11 protein-coding genes are annotated in these 24,525 nt (G+C 67.6%); 6 read left to right on the top strand and 5 right to left on the bottom strand.

All coding sequences use genetic code 11. From position 1 onward, the window contains the following. Nucleotides 1-280 precede the first annotated feature (280 nt). The 3 genes from ACZ6MA_RS10540 to ACZ6MA_RS10530 are packed head-to-tail and all read right to left on the bottom strand — an operon-like array spanning nt 281 to nt 9,728. Nucleotides 281-1,081 (bottom strand): thioesterase II family protein, encoded by an 801-nt coding sequence (locus ACZ6MA_RS10540; RefSeq protein ID WP_469432697.1) that lies wholly within the window; start codon nt 1,079-1,081, stop codon nt 281-283. Beyond that, complete coding sequence (locus tag ACZ6MA_RS10535; protein WP_469432695.1) at nt 1,078-8,589, bottom strand: type I polyketide synthase; 7,512 nt, start codon at nt 8,587-8,589, stop codon at nt 1,078-1,080. The genes ACZ6MA_RS10540 and ACZ6MA_RS10535 overlap by 4 nt, the downstream gene beginning before the upstream one ends. 56 nt (nt 8,590-8,645) lie before the next feature. Then, a complete protein-coding gene (locus tag ACZ6MA_RS10530; protein WP_469432694.1) occupies nt 8,646-9,728 on the bottom strand; it encodes an SDR family oxidoreductase in 1,083 nt (360 codons plus the stop codon). A gap of 321 nt (nt 9,729-10,049) precedes the next feature. On the opposite strand from ACZ6MA_RS10530, the gene ACZ6MA_RS10525 reads away from it, so the two are divergent. Continuing rightward, nucleotides 10,050-10,853, top strand: coding sequence for a hypothetical protein (locus tag ACZ6MA_RS10525; RefSeq protein ID WP_469432692.1), 804 nt, complete (start codon nt 10,050-10,052; stop codon nt 10,851-10,853). A 71-nt stretch (nt 10,854-10,924) separates the two neighbouring features. Here ACZ6MA_RS10525 and ACZ6MA_RS10520 read toward each other — a convergent pair whose 3' ends face one another. Further along, the gene (locus ACZ6MA_RS10520; RefSeq protein ID WP_469433138.1) at nt 10,925-14,851 is read right to left on the bottom strand and encodes an nSTAND1 domain-containing NTPase; all 3,927 of its coding nucleotides are present in this window, start codon (nt 14,849-14,851) and stop codon (nt 10,925-10,927) included. A gap of 585 nt (nt 14,852-15,436) precedes the next feature. Between ACZ6MA_RS10520 and ACZ6MA_RS10515 the strand changes: the two genes are divergently transcribed. From ACZ6MA_RS10515 to ACZ6MA_RS10495, 5 genes are all read left to right on the top strand, one after another. After that, nucleotides 15,437-15,949, top strand: coding sequence for a hypothetical protein (locus ACZ6MA_RS10515; protein ID WP_469432690.1), 513 nt, complete (start codon nt 15,437-15,439; stop codon nt 15,947-15,949). Between the two features lie 85 nt (nt 15,950-16,034). Continuing rightward, nucleotides 16,035-17,636 (top strand): S1 family peptidase, encoded by a 1,602-nt coding sequence (locus ACZ6MA_RS10510; protein WP_469432688.1) that lies wholly within the window; start codon nt 16,035-16,037, stop codon nt 17,634-17,636. Next, on the top strand, nt 17,626-19,218 hold the full coding sequence (locus ACZ6MA_RS10505; protein ID WP_469432687.1) for a trypsin-like serine protease: 1,593 nt from the start codon (nt 17,626-17,628) through the stop codon (nt 19,216-19,218). The genes ACZ6MA_RS10510 and ACZ6MA_RS10505 overlap by 11 nt, the downstream gene beginning before the upstream one ends. A gap of 380 nt (nt 19,219-19,598) precedes the next feature. Next, nucleotides 19,599-23,465, top strand: coding sequence for a polymorphic toxin-type HINT domain-containing protein (locus ACZ6MA_RS10500; RefSeq protein WP_469432685.1), 3,867 nt, complete (start codon nt 19,599-19,601; stop codon nt 23,463-23,465). Next, nucleotides 23,465-23,725, top strand: coding sequence for a hypothetical protein (locus ACZ6MA_RS10495; protein ID WP_469432683.1), 261 nt, complete (start codon nt 23,465-23,467; stop codon nt 23,723-23,725). Before ACZ6MA_RS10500 ends, ACZ6MA_RS10495 begins: the two co-directional genes overlap by 1 nt. Nucleotides 23,726-24,224: 499 nt before the next feature. Here ACZ6MA_RS10495 and ACZ6MA_RS10490 read toward each other — a convergent pair whose 3' ends face one another. Then, the gene (locus tag ACZ6MA_RS10490; protein ID WP_469432682.1) at nt 24,225-24,473 is read right to left on the bottom strand and encodes a hypothetical protein; all 249 of its coding nucleotides are present in this window, start codon (nt 24,471-24,473) and stop codon (nt 24,225-24,227) included. Nucleotides 24,474-24,525 lie beyond the last annotated feature (52 nt).

Below are 24,525 nucleotides of genomic sequence, written 5' to 3'. Positions count from 1 at the left end.
CAGCCAGCAGACGGCGCCCACTGGTGCGGCCTTCACGTGGGGCGGTGCCTCCGCATGCCACGCATGGTTCATTCGTCCTCATCACCCCCATGCGGGACGCCGGCATGAAAACAGCGCATAACAGGTCTCTCCCCTCAACTTCCTACACCGATACGCACAGGGTGGGGTGGAGTAGCGCTCCGCGTTGCATTGTCGGACTGGCGAGCGCCGTACAGGGAGGTTCGCACTGCGTTCTTAACCGTATGAGTGACACGACGGGTGCGACCGTCGTATGAGCCGTTTACGTGGGGGGAGGTGGCGGTGGAGGCTGGGGTGCTGGGCTTTGGCACAGGGTGGTGCTCAGGTCGTGCGTGAGGTTGCGGGCCACGTCGGGCCAGTGATGGGTGAGGTAGAAGTGGCCGCCTGGGTAGATGCGGTTGCGCAGCCGGTGGCTGGTCAGTGCGGCCCAGCCGTTCATGCTGTCCGGCGGGATGATCGGGTCGTTCTGTCCGGTGAAAGTGCTGATGGGGCAGGGCAGTGGTGTGTCCTCGCGGTAGTGGTAGCGCAGAGGGATGAAGAAGTCGCCCTTGATGATGGCGTGTGAGCTTGCCTGGCGTAGGGCGCGGTGGCTGGCGAGTTCGGCGCCCAGGCGGGTGAGCTGACGGGGGGAGAGTTTTCTGATGAGCCCGGCGATCAGGGGCGGGGGGCACATCGCGGAGACTGCCAGCAGCAGCGGCCGGTGCTGCCGGCGTTGGTTGAGCAGCCGGGCTGTTTCGAAGGCGATCAAGCCGCCGCTGCAGTGGCCGAACAGCGCGAACGGACGCCTTGGGCCATCGGTGTTGATGATGTCGGCCAGGTGCTGGGCCAGGAGGCGCACCTCTCGTACCGCGGGTTCCCTGCGTCGTGTGCCGTGACCGGGGAGTTCGACGGGGCGGGCTTCGATCCAATGGGGTAGTGCGTGGCACAAGGGGTGGTAGAAGTCGGCGCTCTCGCCGAGGAACGGCAGGCAGTACAGGCTGACCGCTGCGTCGGGCTGCCGCGGGTGCTGCGGGAGCCGGAGCGCGTCGGTCGCACCGGTGCCGTCGGTCGGGTGGGGAATCACGTGGGCCCTCCGGAAGTGACGCGGGGGCCGTCGTCTTGGGCGGGCACGGTGGCCGGCGCGGGCGGGGATGTGTGCTGGGTGAGGACGAGGTCGGTGAGATCGGTGAGGGTGGGGTTCGTGAGGGTTTGGAGGGAGGAGACCTCGCAGTCGAACTGGTGCCGGATGTTGACGGCGAGTTCGGCGGACATCAGGGAGTCCATGCCCAGTTCCGCCAAGGGGCGGTCGGCGGGGACCTGCTCGGGCGTGGTCTGCAGGACGGCGGCGGCCAGTTCGGCGAGCGCCGTTAGCGCCAAGGCGCGGGCTTCTTCGGGCGGCAGGGTGGCCAGGTGGCGGCGAAGGTCCGTGGGACTGTGTCCGGCCACGTCCCGTGCGCTGTTGACGAGGTGGCTCAGACGGGGTGCGTCGGCTGTGGGGCAGTAGGAGAGCAGGGCGTCCCATCGCATCCGGCCGACGACAGCGACGTCGGCGCCGCTGGTGAGGAGGTGGCCGAGCCGGGCGAGTGCCTCCTGGGGGGAGGTCGGTGCCAGTCCCTTGCCCTCGAGCAGCTTGTCGAGCTTCATGCGGGCGGTGTAGCCGGTTTCGCCGATGGCGCCCCAGGCCACGGCCATGCCCGGCTCGCCGCGCCGCCGACGGGCGCGTGCCAGTGCTTCCAGGGCGATGTTGGCGCCGGCGTAGGGGGCCTGGAGGGGGTTGCCGATCACGGCGGCGGCGGAGGAGTACAGGACGAACAGGTCGAGTTCGCGTCCGCGGGTCAGCTCGTCCAGGACCAGGGCGCCGCCGATCTTGGGGCGCAGGACCGTTTCGACGCGGGTGTCGTCGAGGTCCGCCAGCGGAGCGTCGTCGAGGTGCATCGCCGCGTGCACGACGCCCCGTACGGGGTGCCCCTGATCATCGGCCTGCTCGAAGACCGTGCGCATGGCTTCGATGTCGGCGGCGTCGACCGCGTGGGCCGTGACGTGCACGCCTTGGCTGCTCAGGTCTTCCAGGAGGCGGTCCGCGCCGGGCGTGGCGGTGCCGCGGCGCCCCACCAGGGCGAGGTGGCGGGCACCGCGCTCGGCCAGCCACCGTGCGGTGGTCGCACCGAAGCCGCCCAGGCCACCGGTCACCAGGTAGGTCCCGTGTGGTTCCAACTGCGGCAGCCTCTCCCGGGCGGTCAGCAATGGAGGGTCGTCAAGGGTGAGCACGAGTTTGCCGATGTGCCGGGAGTGCTGCATCAGCGCGAATGCCTGCTCGGCGTCGCCGGCCGGCCGTACCCAGTGCGGCAAGGGGCGCAAGGCGCCCGCCGTCACTGCCTCGACGACCTGGGAGAAGTGGCGCTGCACCTCGCGGGGCTCGGACAGAACGGTCGTGGTGAGTTCGACGGCGCTGAACGAGAGTGCTTGAAGGAAGGGGCGGAGCAAGAGGCGCTCGTTGGTGTAGAAGTCGCGCTTTCCCAGTTCGACGAAACGGCCGCCGGGTTTGAGGAGTTCCAGGCTGCGGGAGACGGCTTCGCCGCTGAGGGAGTTGAGGACGACGTCGACCCCCTGGCCGCTGGTGGCAGCCATCACCTGTTCGGCGAAGCCGAGGCTGCGGGAGTCGGCGACATGCTCGACGCCCAGCATGTGCAGGAGGTTGCGTTTGTGCGGCGTGCCCGCGGTGGCGATCACGTGGGCCCCGGCGCGCCGCGCGTACTGAAGAGCGGCCAGCCCCACTCCGCCGGCCGCCGCGTGGATGAGAACCGTCTGCCCGGAGGCCAGGCGCGCGACGTGGCCGAGGGCGTATTCGGCGGTGAGAAAGGCGATCGGGAGCGTCGCGGCTTCGGCGAAGTCCATGCCGTCGGGGAGCAGGCCGGCACAACGGTGATCGATGGTCAGATGTGAGCGCAGGGCTCCGTACGCCATGGCGTACACACGGTCGCCCGGGGCAAAACCGGTCACCCGCTCGCCCACGGCGGTCACGACGCCGGCGCACTCGAAGCCTGCCGGGTACTCCGGGCCATCGCAGCCGGTGGGCTGCGGCAGAATCCCCTGCGCCTGCAGCACGTCACGGTAGTTGAGAGCCGCGGCGCGCACCTGGACGGCCATCTCGTCCGGGCCCGGCGGGGCCGGTGGCGCCTCCGGACGCCAGACCAGTTGGTAGCGAGGGCCCGGTTGCCGGACGTGCAGGGCGAAACTGTCGCCGTCCGCAGGCGTGGTGTCCGCGGCCCGAGGCATCCGGTTCGTCAGACGGGGGACGTAACGGCCGCCGTGCGCAAGGACGATTTCGTCTTCGTCGTCGGGGCCGAGCAGTTCGCACGCCACCCTTCGGGCGGCCGCGCGGGGGTCGCCGTCGAGGTTCGCGGCGAGTCGGCGGACGGTGATGGCCGGGTGTTCGTTGGCGAGCGTGCGGGCCATGCCCCAGGCCGCCGCGGCAGCCACGGTGGAGGGCTCGGGAGACGGCGACCGGCTGTCGGCAGGGGCCACCAGCCACAGGGCCCGGGGCGTGGCAGCGGGCAGCTGAGCGGTGGCGGTGACGAATGCCCTCAGGGCAGCCGCGTAGCAGGTTGAGCGCGTGACAGCATCCCGCGCGGAGACGTCCGCCGCACCGGTCTCGGTGTCGGCGAGGAGCACGGCGGTGACCGAGGAGGCGTCACCGGGAACGTTCCAGCTCTCCTCGCTGGTACCGCCGGTGATACGCACCGTGGCGCCCGCGGCCGTGAGGGCATCGGCGAGTTCGAGCGCCAGCGGGCAGCCGGGGCGGGCGGCGATGATCCACCGGGAGTCGGCCGGGGCCGGCGGGAGCGGGAGGGTGGGGAGGGGGACGGCACGGCGTTGCCGCTGCCCCAGGAAACCCGAGACGTACGACAGGAGTTTCTCCAGCCGGCCTTCGGCGCTGGGGAAGAGGGTGCGGCTGAAGCCGCATTCCAGGAGCAGCTCGTGCCAGCGGTCTCGCGGGAGCAGAGGTGCGGTGGGGCGCTCTTCGAGGTCTGTGCGGTTCCAGAAGCTGGTCAGCAGTCCGAAGACCGGGGCGTAGGCGGAGACGTCATGGAGCTCCAGCGCGAACAGATAGCCGCCGTCGGCCAGTAGGTGGGCCAGGTGGTGCACACTGCGGCGCACGTCCTGGGTGGCGTGCAGGACGTTGGCGGCGATGACGATGTCGAAGGAGCCTTCGTACCAGCCCTGCTCGGCAGGTTGGCGGTCGAGGTCCAGGGTGCGGTATTCGACGAAGTCGTGGGCGGCGAGCCTGGCCCGTGCTCGGGGGAAGAACGCTTCCGAGACGTCGGTGAAGACGTACTGGACGCGCTGGTGCGGCAGGTGCGGTAGCAGGACCGCGGTGGTGGAGCCGGTGCCGGCCCCGACCTCCAGGATCCGCAGCGGCCGGCCTGCGGGCCACAGAGCCACCAAGGACTCCAAACAGGTGGCGACGACGAGGTTGCCCGCCCAGCCCTGACCCGAGGAGGTGTAGAGCTCCTCGAGCAGGGGGCGGCCCGATTCGGAGAACATCAGCTCCAGCGGATCGCAGCGCCCGGTCAGGACGTCGGGCAGCCTCCGGCCGCACAGACCGGCGATGGCGGCTTCGGGGCCGCGCAGCAACGTGTCGGTGAACAGCTCCGAGATCTGGGGAATCTGACCGGAGGCCGGCCGGCACGGCCCCCCGGTACGGAAGGAATCCGCGCCCGTGAGGAGGCCGTGGTCCTGGGCGACGGCGAGCAGCACGTCGAGCAGGGGACGGTATGCGGGCAGCACACCGGCCGCTTCCAGGTCGCCCCACGTGATCGAGGTGTGTTCGGGCGCCAGCTCGGCCAGGGCCCGGTAGGCGTAGTGCGCGGTCATCCGCTTGAGATCTTCCAACGCGGCGAGGCTGCGAGGGACTTCCTCTCCGGCTCCGAGCCTACGGCACAGCATGTCCATGGTCGGCTTGAGGGCGTCGAGGGCGGGCAGCGGTACCTCGACGTGAGGCGTGTGGGGGTGGGAGGACAAGCGCAGTTCTGTCGTGCCGGTGTGCAGCGGCGGACGGCCGGCTGCATCGAAGCTGCGTAGACGGCAGCCGATGATCTCCAGGCAGACAGTGCCTTCGCCATCGGTCAGCGCCACATCCCACACCACTTCACGGCTGGTGCCCGCGCGCCGGTGCACCTGGACGTAGCCGGTCGTCGGGGCCGGGCGCCAGGCGCGGATGTCATCGATGGCGGCCGGCAGGAACGCCGTGTCGGCAGTGGAGTCCAGGAGGGCGGCGCCGGCCTGGAGGGCGCCGTCGATGATGACCGGGTGAGCCAGGTAGCCGGTGGTGTCCAGGTGGTCGGCCTGGTAGCGGGCGACGGCCCGCGTGCCGTCGGTGCGCACCTCGCGCAGGACTCGGAAGGAGGGGCCGTAGTCCAGGCCGAGGCGCCGGGCGTGCTGGTACATCCGCTGCGCGTCGAGGTGGCGGGAAAGACCATGGCCGAGGGTTTTGAGGTCCAGTGGTCGCGGAGGCGTGCCGAGCAGGCGGCGTACGCGTCCGCGGGCATGCGGATACCAGGGCCGGCCGGGACCGCCGTTGCGGGCGGCCACGCGCAGCAGCCCGTCCTCGTCGGACAGCGAGGTGTGCAGCCAGAGGTTCATGTCCGGCTCTTGCCAGGGCAGGGTGAGGGGCTGGAACGTCAGGGCGGTGACCTCGACGGGTGCCTGGAACATCCGGGTGCCGGCGGCGAGCGCCATCTCGATGTAGCCGGCGGCCGGCATCAGCACCGATCCGTCGACCTGGTGGTCGGCGATCCAGGCCAGCCGGGCGGCGTCCAGGCGCTGGTGCCAGCTCGGTTCCAAGGACGCGGCACGCTCGCCCAGCAGTGGATGGTCGAGGGTGCCGTCACCACAGGTGCGCGTGCGCGTCTGCGGCGGCGGCAGAGGATACTCCTCACGCTGCCAGGGGTAGGGCGGCAGGTCGGTGACCTTGCCGGGTGCGGGGAAGAAGAACGTCCGGTCACCGGCTCCGGCGGCCAGGAGCCCGGCGGCCGTCTCGTCGAGGGCGTCCGGGCCGGGCCGGTGACGCTGGAGGGTGGGCAACACGTCGGCCGGGCGGTGTGCCGTCTCACCGGCGCGCCGCAGGTAGGTCTTCAACACCGGGTGCGGTCCGATTTCGACGAACGCGCCGCAGCCATGGCCGAGGGCGGCGGTGGCGGCCCGGTGGAAGAGCACCGGCCGGCGCAGGTTCTGACACCAGTATTCGGCATCCAGCCTCGCTCCGTCCTGCCCCTCCCACAGCAGCCCGGTAACGGTGGAGGCGAACGGCAGGCGCAAGGGGCCGGGCCGCAGACCGGCCAGCGCCTGCCGCAAGGGCTCGGCAAGACCCTCCATGAGCTTGCTGTGATAGGGGTAGTCAAGGTCCAGCGGGCGGAAGAAGACGTCCGAATCCTCCAACTCACCTGCCAGCTCGGCCAACGCCGCGCTCTGGCCGCTGACGGTCACATCACGCGAGCTGTTGACCGCGGCGATCTCCAACCGCCCACCGTAAGGGAGCAGCAACGTACGCGCCTCTTCCTCGGGCAGTCCGAGCGCGGCCATCCGGCCCGTCCCCGCGGTGGTGGCCTGCAGCCGGCTGCGCACGGCCACCAGGCGCGCGGCGGCGGGAAGGTCGAGTGCCCCGGCGACGTGGGCCGCGGCGATTTCCCCGACACTGTGCCCGAGCACCACATCCGGCCGGACTCCGCGCTCGGCGAGGGCGGCGACCAGGCCCAGCTGGACGGCGAACAGGGCTGGTTGGGCGACTTCGGTGCGGTCCATACGGGAACGGCCGGCGGGCGCGGTCATCTCCTCGATCACCGAGTGGCCCAGCAGCGGAACCAGCGCGGCATCGGCCTCTTCGACCGCGCTGCGGAAGGCGGCCTCTTCGTCCAGCAGCCGTACTCCCATGCCCTGCCACTGCGATCCGTTGCCCGAGAAGGCGAAGACCGTCCCACCTGCCTCGTCGCGACCGGTTACCGGTGCGGGAGGCAGAGTCAGGGAGGAGGCCCACTGCCTCAGCCGGTCGGCGGCCTCCTGCGGGGTGCGGGCCAGGACCGCGGCACGGTAAGCATGGGCGGTCCGGCGGCACGTGGCGGTGTAGGCGGTGTCGTAGAAGGCGCCCGGTGCGGTGTCTTCCAGATGGTCGGCCATCCGCTGGACCGCGACCGCCAGCGCCTCCTGCGAGCGGGCCGAGACCATCACCGGCACGGCCCCGGCACCCTGCCGGCCAGCGGTGTGCTCCGCGTCGATGCCGTTGACTGGTGCGGGGCCGAGCACCACGTGCGCGTTCGCCCCGCCGAAGCCGAAGGAGTTCACCCCCACCAGACCGCGGCCCTCGCGGACGGGCAGCGGCGTCGGCCGCAGTGCGGGTTCCAGTCCCAGCCCGGCGAAGTCGATGTCGTCCGAGGGCGGTTCGGCGTGCAGGGTCCGGGGGATCAGTCCGTGGCGCAGCACCAGGATCGCCTTCAGCAAGCCCGGCACCGCGGCGGCGGCCTCAAGATGGCCCAGGTTGCTCTTGACCGCCCCGATGGGCAGCGGCCCCACCGTGCGCGCCCGGCCGAGCGCACGGCCCACGGCCCGGCACTCAGCGAAGTCACCGGCTTGGGTGCCGGTCCCGTGCGCCTCGAAATACACCAGCTCATCGGCGCCGATCCCGGCATCCTTATAGACCCTGCGCAGCAGCGCCTCCTGAGCGTCGCTGCTGGGCAGGGCCAGCCCTTGCGTACGGCCGTCGGTGTTGACGCTGCTGGTTTCGATCACCGCGTGCACCCGGTCCCCGTCGGCCACGGCGTCCGCGAGCGGCTTGAGGAGGAACAGGCCGCCTCCCTCGGCCCGGACGAAGCCGTCCGCGTCGGCGGAGAAGGCCCGGCACCGGCCGGTGGGCGAAAGCATCGACGCTTTGGAGAAGCCGATGTACGGAAGCGGGTCCGTCAGCAGGCCGATCCCCCCGGCGAACGCCATGCGGCTGCGCCCGCTGCGCAGGGCCTCGCAGGCTTGGTGCACCGCTACGAGCGCTGAGGAACAGGCGGTGTCCACCGCCATGCTGGGCCCCCGCAGGTCGAAAGCGTAGGAGAGCCGGTTGGCGATGATGGAGAGGGTGCCTCCGGTCATGGTGTACGCGTCGGTCTCGTCGGGGACCAAGCTCATCAAGCCCAGGTGGGGTGTCCCGGCGGAGCCGATGAAGACCGCGGTGTCGGAGCCCGCGGCCTGGTCGGCGCTCACGCCGGCGTCGTCCAGTGCCTCGGCGGCCATCTCCAGCAGCAGCCGCTGCTGGGGGTCCATGCGGGCGGCTTCGCGGGGTGAGATGCCGAAGTAGCCCGGGTCGAAACCGGTGATGCCGTCGAGGAATCCCCCGGCCGTGGTGTAGGTCTTGCCGGGCCGTGCGGCGTCGGGGTCCAGGAAGCGGGAGGCGTCGAAGCGGTCGGCGGGTACCTCGGTCACCAGGTCCCGGCCCTTCTCCAGCGCCGTCCACAGCTCGTCCGGTGCGTTGATGCCGCCGGGCAGCCGGCAGGCGACGCCGACGACGGCGATGGCGAGATCGGTCCGGCGGGGTGTGGGCTGCGCGGTCACGAGGTCTCCTTGCTGGTGGAGGCGGGAGGAGCGGTTTCCTACGCGCGCATGGGCGGTCAGCGCAGAGCCAGGGCGAGATAGCGTGTGTCGATCGGCGGCTTGCCGGGATAGGCCAGCCCCAGGGCCGAGAGGTTGCGGTCGTCGTAGGTCCGGGCGATGTGGTGCCAGGCGGCGTACATGGGCAGCAGCCGCTCGTACTCCCGTGCCTCCGGGGTGACCGGCCCGTCGGAGGCCGCGTCCAGCCGCACGGGGACGCCGAGACGGTCGGAGAGCGCGTCGGCCAAGTCGGTGTTCGGCAGATGGTGGCGGTTGACCAAGTGGTAGATCCGCAGTGCTGACGGCGTGCAGCGCAGCGGCAGCTCGGCCATCGCGAAAGCGGCGTACTCCACCGGCAGCAGGTTCGTGCAGGCGCCGGGGGCCATCGGCACGACCAGTGGCTCCCGGCGACGAGCTACGCCCAGATGGCGGGACAGCACGGTGGTGAGCGCGTGGACGTAGGTCCGCAACGGATGGTCCGGCCCGTCCGGGTAGGCGGGGCGGTCGGTGATCAGGCCGCTGGGACGGACGATGACGGCACGGCCACCCTGCTCCTCCACCCAGCGACGCACCAGTTGCTCGGCCTCGAACTTGGAGCGTTCATAGGGGGAGTTGAAGCCGAAGGAGTCGTCCAGCAGCTCTTCCCGTACCACCCCGGAGGGTCTGGCACCCGCCACAGCGACCGTGCTGCAGTGGTACAGCACCGGGCACCGCTCTCCCGCCGACAGCAGCTGCAGAACATGCCGGGTGCCGGACACGTTGACCCTGCGGACCTGCTCCAGCGTCGCGGAAAGGGAGATCTCCCCCGCACAGTGCCACAGCACGTCGATGCGGTCCGCCAGCCGCTGGAACTCTTCACGGCCGAGCCCGAGCAGCGGTGCGGTCAGCGTGGCCTCAACCGTCTCCAGCAGGGCACCGACCGCCCGGATCTCCTTCTCGCCGGAGCCGCTCGCGCGCAGGAACCGCTCGAAGCGTACGTGCGCCGGTATCCGGTGTGGGCGGGCCAGCAGCAACAGACGGTCGCCCCGGAGGAGCAGCTCGCGAACCAGGCGCAGGCCGAGAAAGCCGGTCCCGCCGGTGATGGCGGTCAGCACGCCCGTCACCGGCGGCATGTCTCTGCCGGGCTGGTCAGCATGGGCGCTCGCCTGGGCGAGCCGACGCCGGTGCAGCGTGACCTGGAGATTTCGCGCGCGGTCCGGACTGAACGGGGACGGGACACCTCGTCACCCCCCACATACGAAAGAGCACGACAGTGCATAAGAGCATGATGTCCTTAATAAGTATGTACATACGGCGCGTTGGGGGCCTACTGGGGCGCGAGGTTGAGTTGTCAGACCAGTGGGCGCCGCATGACTGGGGTGTACGCCCTGACCCATGTGGGCTTCCGGCCGGGCGTTTCGTGGATCTGCGCGCACAACGCGCACGTGGACTACAAGGTGCTCTCCGCGCACCTCCGCGGTGGCAGCCGGCCGGAGTGCTCGGCACGCCGGTCCCAACGCATGGCATGGGGGCTGGCCCGCCTACTCAAAAGTGCCGGTGGGGCCCGAGACAGTGGTGTGCTGGATGGCGTCGAATACGGGGGCCGGCCGGAGCTGCCGCAAGGTTGCCTGGTTTCCCGCTCGAGCGGGAAACCAGGCAACGCTTCAACCACGGCTCCTGGTGCGGTGAACTCTTGCGTGCCGGTCATCACCGGCGTTTGTTTTTCTTCCGACAGTTTGAGGAGCACGCTGGTGAAGCGCATCGCCTTTCGCGCCGCAGGGGTATACACATTGGTCTCGGTGGGACTCGGCATAGTGATTCCCACGGCGGCAGTAGCCGCCGACGGCGGCCGTGCGCCGGAGAAGGCCGCCTCGTCGGCGGTGAAGGTTGATTCGAAGGCACCGTTTGTGAGCGTCAAAAAGATCTTCATAGGCCAGGGAATCAAGCCCTCGGTGATCGTCACCTTCGATTACGCCTGTAACTCGGCGACTCAGCGCTTGGATGTCACTGTCACCTCCTTTCCCCCGCTTCCTGCCGGTGCCACGTATCTAAAGGAGACGAAGGCGGGGAAGGATTTGCGATGTGACGGCGCACAGCACACGGGTTTCGTCGAGTGGACGGACCAGACCATTGACAGAAGCACTTCCGCGCGGGCGGCCCTGTCGCTGTACGACAAAAGTGGTGAACTCCAGGTGCCCATGGTGGAGAAGTCGATGAAGCCGGGAACGGGTACCCCACCGATCGGCTGACTACTGCGCGGCTTCGCTCTGCTCGTGGGCAGCCGACCCTCGTGTGGGCGGGCGGATCGGCTGCCGAAGTGTCACGAGCAGGGCGCCCCGTGTGGGAGGTCGGGTATGAGAGCGGGCCACTCCTGGGTGGTGCTGAGGGCGCAGACGCGGTCCGCGACGTCGTCAGTGTCGAGTTCCCACAGGCGACTCGTCCGGTCCAGGCTCGCCGTGGCGAGTGCGCGACCGTCGGGCGCGAAGGCGAGGGAGATGATGGTGTCGTCGTGGCCCGTCAGGATGGCGGTGGTCCGATGACTGCCGGTGTCCCACAGACGGACGGTTCGGTCGGCGCTGCCACTGGCCAGGGTATGGCCGTCGGGGGAGAACGCCAGGGACTTGATGACTCCGGTGTGGCCGGTGAGTGTCCGGGTCTGGCGGTGGGTGGTGGTGTCCCACAGGCGTATGTCCCCGTTGGATCCCGCCGTGGCCAGAAAGCGGCCGTCGGGGCTGAATGCCACGGCCCACGTGGTGGCCGACTGTCCGCGGAAGGCGGCTATGACGCGGCGGGACCTCACGTCGAACAGCTTCACCGAGCCGTTGGCATAGCCTGAGGCCAGGGTGCGCCCGTCGGGGCTGAAGGCCAGGGTATGCACGGTCTCGGTGTCCGGGTCGCCGATGAGATCCGGTCGGTGGGACCGGGTGTCCCACAGTCGCGTCGTGCGGTCTTCGCCCGCCGTGGCGAGGAAGTGGCCGTCGGGGCTGAAGGCGAGGGCGAGAACCGTCTTTGTGTGGCCCGTGAGGGTGGCTTCTGTTCGGTGGGAAGCCACGTTCCACAGACGCACCGTCCCGCTTGTGTCGGCGCCGGCCAGTGTCCGGCCGTCGGGAGCGAAGGCCAGCGCGGTGATGGCGTCGGAAGGCCCAGTGAGGGTGGCGATCAGCTGACGCCCGTCGCTGTCCCACAGATTCACCTGGCCTTCAGCGTCACCGATGGCAAGCATCCGGCCGTCGGGAGAGAAGGCCACTTCAAGAGGCGTGTGCCGCGTGCCGAGTGAGGTCGTCATCCGGCCGGCGGTCAGGTCCCAGATTCCGGCGCCAGGCGCTCCGCCGGTGGTGCCCTCGGAGGAGCCAGGTCCGGAGGCATCGACCGATACGGTGGCGACGTGATGGCCGTCGGGACTGACGGACGCCCCGTTGAGGGGCTGCTCGCTGGTGAGCGTTGTGGTCGTCTCACGGGTGGCGGTGTCCCACAGCCGTAGTGTGCGGTCCTGGCTCGCGGTCACCAGACCGTGGCCGTCGGGGAGGAATGCGACGCGTGCCACCGTCCCGGTGTGGCCGGTGAGCACTCCGAGCGGTCGGTGGGAGGCCACGTCCCACAAACGTGCGGTGCGGTCCGCGCTCGCGGTGGCCAGTGTCCGGCCGTCGGGGGAGAAGGCCGCGGACATCACCGAGTCGGTGTGTCCTTCCAGTGTCGCGGACTCCTTCAAGGTGACGGTGTCCCACAGCTTGACCGTGTGGTCGTTGCACACCGAGGCCAGCGTCCGGTTGTCGGGGGAGAACGCAAGCCCCATCACCTGCTGGGCGTGCCCGGTCAGCTCGGCTGTCTGCTGACGCGTCGCTGTGTCCCACAGCCTGATCGTGCGGTCGTGGCCAGCAGTGGCCACGGTGCGTCCGTCGGGGCTGAATGCCACGCCGAGAACTCCGCCCTGGTGCCCCTTGAAGGTCGCGAGCATCCTGCGCGACGCGACGTCCCACAGCTTGACGCTGCGGTCGTGGCTCGCGGAGGCGAGCGTCCGTCCGTCGGGCGAAAACGCGAGCGCGTTAACACCTTCGGTATGCCCCCCAAGCGTGGCCAGGACCTTGCCCGAAGCGGTATCCCAGAGCTTCACCGTGTGATCATCGCTCCCGGTGGCCACGGTACGCCCGTCGGGAGAATAGACGATGGTGTTGACGGTGACCCGGTGGCCGTTGAGGTCGTTGGCCCGATGCCTGGCATAGGCGCTCAGGAGGCTGCCGCGAGCCTCGACGGTAGGTGCGTGGCGGTAGGCCGTGAGCGCGGAGAGCATCGCCGACTCTGGGGACTCGCGGGCGAGCAAATCCGCCTTGGCCGCCGCTTCCCGGGAAAGGGCCAGGCGGTGATTGTTCGTAGCTGCCTGCCACTGCTGGAAGGCCACGACACCTGCGGTCAGCGCCAGGACGAGGAGGATGGCGAGAACCGACGACAGAGCCCTCAATCGCGTCACGCGACGCTTCTTCGCCAGCCTCTTGGCACTGTCGTGCCGGATGCTGGCGTCCAAGAACGCCCGCGTAACGGAGCCGAGTGCGTTCCGGCCCCCCGGCGCGGCGGCCCACTCCCTCGCGGCGGCCAGACGACCGCCGCGGTAGAGCAGACCCGCGTCACGGCCCTCCTCCTCCCAGGCACAGGCCGTTTCCGCCAGACGCTGACGGACATGGAGTCCCGCACGGTCGTCCTGGACCCACCGGCGCAGCCGGGGCCACGCGCACAGCAGCACTTCGTGGGTGAGTTCTACCCGGTCGGCGTCGTGGGTCAGCAGTCGGGCACCGGTGAACACCTCAAGCACGGCGGCCGTGTCACCCCGCCCGGCGTCCAGATCCAGTTCCAGGAGATCGGCCCGGCGTGCAGGACGACTCGTCTCCCGTTCGTCGGCGACATTCACCAACTGAAGGAGGACACGACGGGCCGCCTCCTGCTGAGAGGAGGACAAGGACAGATAGGCGCGCTCCGCCGTGGATGCCACCGCCCCCGAGAGTCCACCGGTCAATCGGTAGCCGGCGACTGTCAGGGAGGTCCCCTCGCGGTGCTGCCAGGTGCACAGCAGGGCATGAGACAGGAGAGGCAGAGCACCTGGGCGCAGCGAAGGCGACTGCCCCGGGGCGCCCGGCGTCAGCCCCGCGTCCCGAAGAAGGATCTCGACCAGCCCAGGCTCCACGGCCAGGCCGGCCTTGCCCGCCGGCCCGGTGATGACATCCCGCAGCTGCTCTTCGTCCATCGGCGCCAGGGCCACGTGTCCCCGTTGCAGCGAGAGCGCCAGGCCGGGGAACGCGAGACAGCGGTGGTAGAAGTCCGCTCGTACTCCGAGGATGACCAGGACGAGCGGCCGCCCACCATCACGAGCCACACTGTCGGACAACGCCAGCAGGGCAGCAACGAAAGCGCCGCGCTCGTCATCGTCCTGACAGAGCGTGAAGGCTTCCTCGAACTGGTCGACCACCAGGACCAGACCAGGCACACCCCCAGCGGGCTCGCCGGCGGAGTGAGACTGGCAAAAACGCACCCCACCTATTCCGCCGCCGTCTTCGCAATCGACGCATGGCGACAAAACCAGACCGGACCTCACCTTTTTACTGAACGGTTCCAGACCTTCCTCCCACGCTTCGACCAGAACCGAGTGGGCGATACCACTCGCGGCCGCCAACTGCACCAGCAGCTTCTCCAGGGGACGCTCGCCCGGGCTGAGGAACATGGTGGGCCATGCATGCGAACCTCGCGGCGGCAGCGCGCCTCGCGCAAGCGCCGGAAGAAGCCCCGCCCGCAACAGCGAGGATTTGCCGGACCCGGAAGGTGCCACCACCATCAGCGGCCCTGACCCACCGCCAGCGAGCCGCTCCGCCAGTCGCGCTACGAGGTCGGCGATGGTTTTCTCACGCCCGAAAAACCACTGCGCCTCATCAGGTCCAAAGGACGACAATCCGAGGTACGGACACACATCAATATTCACGGACCGGTTCTTGCCGGTCGATTCGGTATCCGCCGCCTGCGCGAACCGCTCCAGTGCACCGTCAGTGCCGAGTGCCTGATCACAAGCCCGGGCCAGACCCAAGGTCAATGGTTTCTCACCATTCTCAACCCGGCTCAGATACCCCTTGCTGTAGAAGGCGAGCCGCGACAACTGCAAGAGCGACACCCCCCGCTCGCGCCGCAACCGTCGCAGGCACTCGCCGGGTTGGGCCGGCTCGGAAGCCCGGATCTCATCGGCTTCGCCGCAGGGCGTTGCCCCATCCACCACTGTCTCATGGCCTTTCTCGACGACCAGGGGCGTCGCACATCCCCTGGTAGGTGGACGCCTGCTGATATGTAGTGGGAATCATCTCATCAGGCGATGAGGGCAGAAACTGAGGTATATGCGCCTTCAGCTGCTTCGGGAGCCCGTGCGGTGGAGCAGGAGCTCCCTCTCGCGCGCCCCTGCTGCGACGGCAGCCGGGGCGACGGGGCGTGCATCTAGGCGTTCGCGGGCACGCGCAGGCGACAGGCGACCTGCCCTCGACGCCTCACCCAACTCATCGGTGCAGCTCAGCAGCGGTTTACCTGGTTGTCAGCTCAGTTGGGAAACCGGACAACCTTCGACATGAGGTGGGCGTTTGGGCTGCACTGGTTCGGGTGATCTGCCTCCGAAGCCCCGGGAAACCTGGCCGTCGGAGAACGGGCACGGGCCGCACCCATCCAGGTGGGCGCCGATGACGGGACAGGTCCTTTTAGATCTGCTCGGCATCGATTTAGTTGTGGCTGTTGCTGCTTTGCAGTCACCCCAACTGCGTTGCCTATAGCGATAAGCGACGCAATTCTCCTGTACATGGATCGATGGGTTGTCATGATCAAACTGTTTGGTCGAGGAATAGTTATTGCGAGCCTTGCGGTCATCGCTGCTGCATGGTCCGGATATACGGTTACGGCGGCGGCTCGCCCCGTCACGCAGTCCCGCGCTGTGACTGCGGCGGCAGCCGATGACGACATGGCCTACGCGGTGGAGAACTTCGAGTACCCGGGTGCGGCGAAAATTTTGAAGGAGCAGGGAATCGCGCTGTACCGGGGTGACGGGCATCTTGTCCTGACCGACTGCGCTGGTGCGTATGACGTGATGGTGAAGTCCCGGGCGGGCCAGAAGAACTTCTGCTTTTCGGTGATCGGCAAGCGGGGCTATCTCACCATGCAATTGGCGGATGCGTACGGCGTCTGGACCAATGACCACCCTGCCCAGGTCAAGCTCACTGGCGGGGGCAAGGACACGGTCATCAGTGTCCCGAAGAACGAGTACAAGCCGATCGGCGAAGCAGGTGACTCCGGGCAGGAGACGGTCCTGGTCGAACTCCGTATCACAGGCTGACCAGCCAACTGCTTGTCACCCAGCTCTTTACCCGCCTCGGCGCCTTCTGCAGCGCCGGACCGCACATGCCAAGGAACCAAAAACCATGCCCGGCATATCTCTGCGCACCGCGCGGATGGCAGGACTGATCACAGTCATCACTACAGCTGCCTTGCTTACCGGCCCCTCGGCGAACGCCGTCGTCGGCCAGCCGCTCACCGATTCCTACGGTTTCACGGCGCAGCTCAGCATCGGCGAGGGCAAGCGCAGCTGCTCTGGATCTTTGGTAGAGCAACAATGGCTGGTGACCGCCGCGAGCTGTTTCGCCGAGAACCCCGCCCAGAGCACCAAGATCCCCGCGGGCGCCCCCGCGGTGAAGACCACGGCAACCATCGGCCGCGTCGATGCCACCCAGCAGGCCGGCACGACGGTGGACGTCGTCGACCTCGTACCGCGCACGGACCGCGACTTGGTCATGGCCCGCTTGGCCCGGCCCGTCACGGGCATCACCCCGCTCGGCATCGGCGTCAACCCGGTAGTGCCGGGCGAAGACCTACGGGTCACCGGATACGGCCGCACGAAGGACGAGTGGGTTCCTCAGCGCCTTCACACAGCCACGTTCACCGCCGGCGAGGCGAAGGGCACCGCCCTCCCCCTGGCAGCGAAGACTGACGGCGCCGCGATATGCCAAGGCGACACCGGCGGCCCGGCCTTCCGTGAAATCAACGGCCGTTACGAACTCGTCGCTATCCACAGCAAGTCCCGGCAGGGCGGGTGCCGGGGAACCGACCCGACGGAGACGCGCACCGACGCCATCGACGCCCGGACCGATGACATCGCCCGGTGGATACAGTCCGTCGCCTCCCGGGACCTGCTGCCCCGGGCCGACTGGAAGAAGGCCGCCTACACGGCCTCGGGCTACTTCACCAGCTCCCCCGGCAGCGGTCGGCGCATGGACCTGTTCGTTGTCTGGAAGAACGGCTCGGCCAGCCTCTACCAGGGCTCGGACGGCACCGACACCAAGACCCCCTTCTCCACCCAGCACACGATCGCCAAAGCGGACAGCGTTTGGCAGTACGCCCGGGCCATCACCGGCGGCAGCTTCGCCGACAGCGGCAGCGACGGTCTGTTCGTCCGATGGACCGACGGTGAAGTGACTGAGTACGCACACCTCGACCAGAACGGCGTCCACGGCGAGAAACAACTGGAAAAAAGCGACAAGGAAAACAAGAACCCCTTCTGGAAGAACGCCCGCCTGGTCACGGCGGGCCGGTTCGCCGGCAACAGCCTGCGCGACGACGTGCTGGTCCTGTGGGAGAACGGTTCCACCTCCATGTACACAGACGTCCACACCAAGGGCCTCAAGGGACACGTCCAGCTGACCGAGGCCACCAAATCCTGGGAGAACGCCGCACAGATCAGCGCGGGCGAGTTCACCGGCAAGAAGACCTCCGACCTCCTCATCCAGTGGAAGGACGGCGAGACCAGCGTCTTCCCCGGCGTCGATACCAAGGGCTACCACGGCCGCACAAAAATCCGCGATGCCGGGTCTTCCTGGAACAACATGCAGACCATCACCACTGGCTCCTTCACCAGCGACAACTCCAAGGTCAACGACATCCTGATCAGCTGGAACAACGGCAACTTGGGTCTGTACCCGGGTGTCGACGCCGAGGGCACGCACACCGGGATCGAACTTGTCAGCTAAGCCCGGGGCCGCGCTCAGGAGGAAACTCGCCGCACGGATGGTCGGCCTTCTGTGCATCGCACTACCGGCAGGAATGCTTGCCGCCAGCCCGGCGGGCGCAGAAGATGCGGACCGGTACAGCTTCGTCGCAAAACTCGACATCGGTGGCCGCAGCTGTACGGGTTGGATGGTGGCCTCCGACTGGGTGGTTACCGCTGCCAGCTGCTTTGCCGACGATCCCACGAAGGGCTTCCACATCGCCGGTGGTCCACCGAAACTCAAGACCACCGTCACAGCAGGCAGTGCAGCACTGTCCCGCGACCCCGGTGCCCGCGTAGAAGCCGTAGAGCTCGTGCCGCGAAACGACCGGGACGTCGTGATGGTCAAGTTGGCACGCGACCTGGGCGGAAACCACTCCATTTACCCCCCTGACCCGGTGAAACAGGGCGAAGGGGTACGTCTCGCCCGGTACGGGCGAGGCAAGGACGGAGAGGCACCGGACCGTCTGTACGCCCCCTCGCTGCAGTTGGGCCGTGCCACGGCCACCACGGTCGAAGTCGGCGGTGGTAAGCCCGGTGAGGCCGCGGTCTGTGAAGGGGAGACCGGAGCCCCGGTGTACAGGGAGCTGCAACTTTCCAAAAGCCCCTTCCCTTGGCCCGTCGCTATTGCCGCTATCAATGGGCCCTCGTGGACAGGTGATTGCCGAAACGTGCCAGCCACGCGAGTCGACGACCTTGAAGACTGGATGTCTGCCGTCGCCTACCACGGTGTCTTGTCCAAGCGATCGTGGGACCAGGCGGCCCTTACTGCCTCCGGCTACTTCATGGGTCGGCCCGGTGAGACCCGCATGGACCTGTTCGTCGCATGGAAGGACGGCTCAGCCAGTCTGTTCCAAGGAGCGGACAACCGGGAGACAACATCGCCCTTCGTGGCGGAGCACAGGATCGCCGGTGCGGGAAGCAGGTGGAAGGACGCCAGAGCAGTCACCGGCGGCCAGTTCGCCGACCAACAGGCAGCAACGGGATCCGACGGACTAGTCGTCCGCTGGGCCGACGGCGGAGTAACCGAATTCACACACCTGAATCACTACGGGGCAACCGGCGAGAAGACGCTCCGGGCGGGCGGCGGAGAAAACCCGTTCTGGAAGAACGCCAAATCCATCGCGGCCGGACGCTTCACGGACAACGGTCTGCGAGACGACCTCGTCGTTCTTTGGGAAAACGGCTCCACGTCCATGTATGCCGACGTTGACAGCAAGGGCCTCGGCGGATGGAAGCAGATCACCACAGCCGACGAGAAGTGGAAGAACGTTACACACGTCAGTGCGGGAGAATTTGGAGACGCTCAGCTTCTCACCGTCAGAGATAACGGCCAGGTAACTCTCTACTCCAGTGTCTACACCGGCACGTGGGATGAAACCTCTAGCTTGAGGGACGCCGGCTCCTCGTGGAAGAGCGCCCGGCTTCTGACGACCGGCGTCTTCGCCGATGCACAGTACCGAGCCGTAAACGACGTCCTGGTGATCTGGGAAAACGGTCACGTGGGTCTGTGGCCCCGCATCGACAGGGACGGCACCCACGGCGGCACCCAGCTCGTCAACTGACCACTCATGCAGAACCCGGGGGCGCAGGCGGCACTGCGCCCCCGGTTCAGACGCGTGCAGGCCAGGAACGAAGTGAACCGCTCAGCCGCTGAGGGGCGACCAGGAGACACCGCAGGCGGCGAGACAGCGAGAGCCGCTTCATCACTGCGAAGTCCACAAACGTGCTCGAAAACATTGAGTGAGGGGGGAACCGCCGTATGAAACGGCGCACAATCAATTCCGGAAGACCGAAGCCCGGAAAGCTATCCCGTGGGCGGGGAATTGCAGGCAGAGGGCTTAACACTGTCATTCTGCCCTTGGCCTTGGCGGCAGGTCTGCTCGGGGCCGCGCCTGCGTCCGCCCAGGAGGCCCCTGACGGCTTCACTGACCGAGGCCTGACCGTGTCTTATTGGGAGGCCGGTGGCGCGGGCATCCGAGAGGCCGCCGAACAGGCGCTTCTGGGCTCCGACGAGGACATCCGCAAGTTCCTCGGCGAAGCCGACACGATCCAATACGACGACGACCAAGTTGACGCCAGCCGGATCTTCAACTCCGGTGGCTCTGCGGTGCGCGAGGCGACGAAGAAGGCACTACAGGGCACCCCGGACGAGTTGCGTGCGTATCTGAGCAGTGGCTGGCAGAAGCCGCTGCAGGAAGACCGTGAGGTCGAGGCGGCACGCGCCATCAACTTCGGCGGACCGTCTGTCAAGGAGGCCGGCAAGGCCGCCATCCAGTCTGGCCCCGAGGCCGTCGCGAAGTTCCTGGAGACCGGCCAGTACCAGGCGCGGGAGACCGACAACGAGGCCGAAGTCTCCAAGCTGATCAACTCCGGCGGCTCGAACCTCAAGGCCGCTGGCAAGGCCGCGCTGCAGGGCTCCGCAGACGACATAGCCGAATTCCTGGAGATCGGGCAGTATGTGGCCCGCAACCGTGACCAGGAACACGCCACTGTCGCCCAACTGACCGAGCAGGCCAAGCAGGCCGGCAACCAGGCCGAGGCAGCCACCAAAAAATCCGAGGAGGCTTCCGCCCGTGCGGTCGCTGCCTCGAACCTGGCCAAGGAAACCGCCGCGAAGGCCGCCCGGGAGACCGAGGCCGCCCGCAAGGACGCGAACCGCGCCGCCTACAAGGCCCAGCAGGCCGCCGCGTCCGCGCGAGCAGCAGCGGCCGCCGCCCAGGAGGCCATCGGAGCGGCCAACGCAGCCCATCGGGCCGCCCGCACTGCCGCACTGGCCGCAGCGCAGACAGCAAACGCCGCCGCAGCGGCAGCGAATGCGGCTAACGACGCCTACAACGCGGCGATCGCCGCGGCTGGGAACGCGAGCAAGGCGGAGACCGCCAAGCACGCGGCGATCGCAGCTCGCCATGCAGCGTCCCTCACCCGCACCTCGGCCGCCGCCGCACAGCAGGCGGGCAAGGCATCGGAAGCCGCCGGTATCGCCGCGGAGGCCTCACGCAGCGCCGGCGCCAACGCGAACGCCGCCGCGGCCTCCGCTGAGCAGGCCAACGAGTATGCCGAGGCTGCGGGTATCCACTCCGCAGAGGCACGCGAAGCCGCAGCCGAGGCCCGGCGCTATGCCAACGCTGCCAATCAGGCCGCTGACAATGCCACTGCCCTGGCGCGACGAGCGGCGCAGCAGGCCTATGCGGCTCGTGACGCGGCCAACTCCGCTGCCGATCACGCGGACAAGGCAGCTGATGCCGCCGATCTGGCTGCGAAGTATGCCGGCAAGAGCGCGGAGGCTGCTGCAAACGCCCGCAAGTGGGCCGATGCGGCGAAGATCGCAGCCGAGACGGCGGCGACCGCCGTCAAGACTGCCACGAGTGTTCATCAAGTCGCTCTCGACGTCGAAGCCCAGGAGCTTGCCTCCCACGCCCAAGCAGCCCTGGAACGGGCCCGCTCGGAAAAGGCGCGCAACGACAAGCTGATCTCGGCCTCTGCGGCCGTCGCCCGCGACGCACATGCCCTCGATGCCACAGCCGAGGCCTTGGCCGCCGAGGCAGTCAAGGCCGACGCCGACGTCACCGCGCTCGCGGCCAAGGGCCGCAAGCTTGCCCTTGACGCCCTCAAGCTCCGCGGCCCCTGGCACCAGGAGGCCGCCGCCACAGCGCTCGGCGGCTCGGACAACGACGTGTTGGAGTACCTCCGCAACGGCTGGAGGAGAGCCGGTCTGGAGGAGGTACGCGACGAAGTTCTCCAGCTCAGTGTCAACAGCCCCTATTCCTCGATCCGGCAAGGTGCCGCCGAGGCGCTCAAGGGCACCACAGAGCAGGTAGCGGCGTTCTACACCACCGGCCAGTACGCCGTCGGCAAGGACGACCTCGCAGTCGCTGTCTCGAAAATCAATAACTCCGGTGGGGTCAGCGTCAAGGACGCCTCCAAGGCCGCCCTGGCCGATGGCCGCGGCAAGACCCTGGCCACCTTCCTCGAGATCGGCCAGTACGCGGCACGCGTGACGGACGAAGAGGTCACAGCCTCCAAGCTCCTTAGCGATGCCAGCAGTGGGGACGAAGTCAAGGCCGCGGCCAAGGCAGCACTGGCAGGCCCTCCCGCGAAACTGCACGAATTCATCACCGTCGGCCAGCACACGGCCGCCCGCAAGGACGGCCTCACCGCTCACCACCGCGCCGAGATCGAGCGGCTCCTGGCCGAGGGCCAGATCGTCGCTGCCAAGGCACAGGCCAGCCGCTGGCGTGCCGCTGAGGCAGCGGCACATGCCAACGACGCCGCCACCGAAGCGGCCGCCGCCGCCGGCCAGGCCAAGAAGTCCGCCGAGTCGGCCAAGGGATACGCCGCCGACGCGCGGAAGTCAGCCGACGCCGCCGCCGCAAGCTCGGCCCGGGCAAGCCAGTCCGCGGCCACCGCTCGGAAAGCCGCGACTGCTGCCGACCGCGATGCCGACGACGCCGAGGCATCGGCTGCCCAAGCCGAGTTCTCCGCACAGTACGCCCTTGAATCTGCGGAGAACGCAGATTACGCGGCAGAAGAGGCACGCGCATCCGAAATCGCGGCAGGTAGGAGCAAGGCCGAGGCAGACGCAGCGGCGACTCAGACCTGGGCCGAGGTCAAGCGTCAGCGTGAAGCGGAGATCGCCGAAGCTAAGCGTCTAGCCGATAAGCTGCGGAAGGAGCAAGTCGAGGCGGAAAAGAAAAAGAAGCCACGCTGCATCGTTGCGTATAATCGAGACACTTTGCCGCCGTGTGCTTTTGTGCCGGATCGGTACCAGGTCGTCGTCCCCGAGGCTGACCCTGGGCTCGCCAAACTTATGGCTAAGTTTGCCTGGGAACTTTCCGGTGGCGCCGATATTGAAAAATGCATCAAAGATCCCACCTTTATTGGGTGTACCATGGCCGCCGCCGGTGTGCTCCCGACTGGCAAGGTGAAGTTGCTTGAGAAGCTGGCCGAGGGTGTAGAGAGCATAGCCAAGGGCACCCGGTGGGGAAAGAAGCTAGGTGCGTGCCCCACGCATAGCTTCGCGGCTGGTACTCCGGTACTGATGGGCAACGGGACCACTCGATCGATTGAAAATATCGAGCGCGGTGACCAGGTTATGTCCACCGATCCGGAAAGCGGGCTTACCGGCCCACGCCGTGTCGATGCGACGATTTACACACCGGACGATCGTTATTTCACTGAAATTACCCTCGACCGGAAAATTGGCGGCGGATCTCTCACTACCACGGACCGTCACCCCTTCTGGGCCGAAAATGGAAAACAGTGGAAGGATGCGGCTGACCTCACCCCGCAGGACGTCCTCCGCACCCCTGGCGGTGGAAGAGCACAGATCGGCAGCACTCGCCACTGGACCGGACTCGCCCCCGCCTACAACCTTACTGTCAACGACCTCCACACGTACTATGTGTTGGCTGGGGCTACTCCGGTCTTGGTCCACAACTGCGACGGCGACGTTCATTGGGTGAATGAGAACGCCAACATGAGTTCGAGAGCGCGTGCTTACGATGCTGGAGCTACGGGCTCAAGGGCTGGAGTGGCTCCAGCGCTTCAGTACTACAAGGCTAGCGGGAATAGTCTGTCCCAGGTCAAATTTGACGGTTTTGACGCGGCAAACAAAGTGATGATCGATAGAAAGGTGAGCGTTACAACCTTCAATAAGGCGTACAGGCAAGCCATGAATCAGTCTCTGGCACTTGAACAGAACGGTTACACAGGTCGGTGGGAGGTCCCCACCGAAGCCGAGGCTGTGCGGGCTCGAAAAATCCTAGGTGGCCTCTTGATCACCAACATCCGAGTGAAGGTCGTTCCCTGATGGACATTAAAAAAGTCTTGGCTTGCGCGTTCGTAAGTGTCGTTGTATCAATCGACCTGACAGACGACGAAGATATTGATCCGGATATCGGAACTGACATCATTGAGCCTGCTGCGGCTCTCTTTCGTGAGCTCTCCGGAGAGGGGCGCCGGGAAGTTGTATCGCTGATTCTTGAGTGCGCGGAGCGGGAGGAGAACCCGGAGCGCAGGGCAGCGGTTCTCGGGCTCCCAGAGGCCATCGGACTTCTCGATGAAGTTTGATTCAGGGGCGCTTTTTCTGGATCGGTGATGACAATGAATGAGCCCTCCTTGGAATTTTTCGAGGAGGACTGAACGTCAGCGGTCGAGTGCAGAATCAACCGGCTTAAGAGGCGCTGGGAAACTGGCCCCACACGCGACGACAAGGTACAGGTCCGTTTCGCGGCCACGGTTCTCGCCGCGGGCTCAATGAACGCCTGAGACCGGCCACATAATCCCGCACATTGTGGTTCTTGGTGTTGCGGCGCGGGAGCCGAGTGGCCGGTTGAGGGTGCAGGACGATGATGTGGGCGCTCGGGCCGCCGAGTTCAGCAGCAAGTCGTCCAGGTCACGCAGGGTCTTAGAGGCCGGGTAGCTGGGAGTGGCCTTCGCGGCAGTTGCAGCAGGCATCGGAGGCATCTCCTCATATAGGTATTAGATGTAGCGGGGGATCCCAAGCGGAGCCCCCGCGTCTAGGTACGCGCCGGCCGTGCATTTGTTACGCTCCTCGAATCACCCCAGGTCAGGCACTCGTCGGAGCGAGTTCGACCACGACAAGGGAGACGCGCGCACCGCCGGTCATCACCGGTTGGCCCATCTTCCGATACGGGCCGACCAGATGGCCCGAGTTGTCGTCCAGGAGGAGCCCGGCGTCGACCAGACCGTCTACGTACGCCTTCGCAATCGGCGACCATTTCCCCGGGTCACGCTTCCGCTTGATGGGCCGCGGGTGCAGTACGTAGTACACGGCGGTCCGTTCCAGGTGCGGCATGCTGCGGGCCCTCGCGTCAGCGCCGCCTCTTGCCGCAGCCGCTTCTGAGCCG

It is taken from the genome of Streptomyces sp. NPDC042259, assembly GCF_055582085.1.
This window is presented reverse-complemented; position numbering and strand designations above follow the sequence as displayed.

Coding starts and splice junctions, on each gene's coding strand:
- ACZ6MA_RS10495 (WP_469432683.1), top strand. CDS start 23,465: ATGGACATTAAAAAAGTCTTGGCTTGCGCGTTCGTAAGTGTCGTTGTA.
- ACZ6MA_RS10515 (WP_469432690.1), top strand. CDS start 15,437: ATGATCAAACTGTTTGGTCGAGGAATAGTTATTGCGAGCCTTGCGGTC.
- ACZ6MA_RS10490 (WP_469432682.1), bottom strand. CDS start 24,473: ATGCCGCACCTGGAACGGACCGCCGTGTACTACGTACTGCACCCGCGG.
- ACZ6MA_RS10510 (WP_469432688.1), top strand. CDS start 16,035: ATGCCCGGCATATCTCTGCGCACCGCGCGGATGGCAGGACTGATCACA.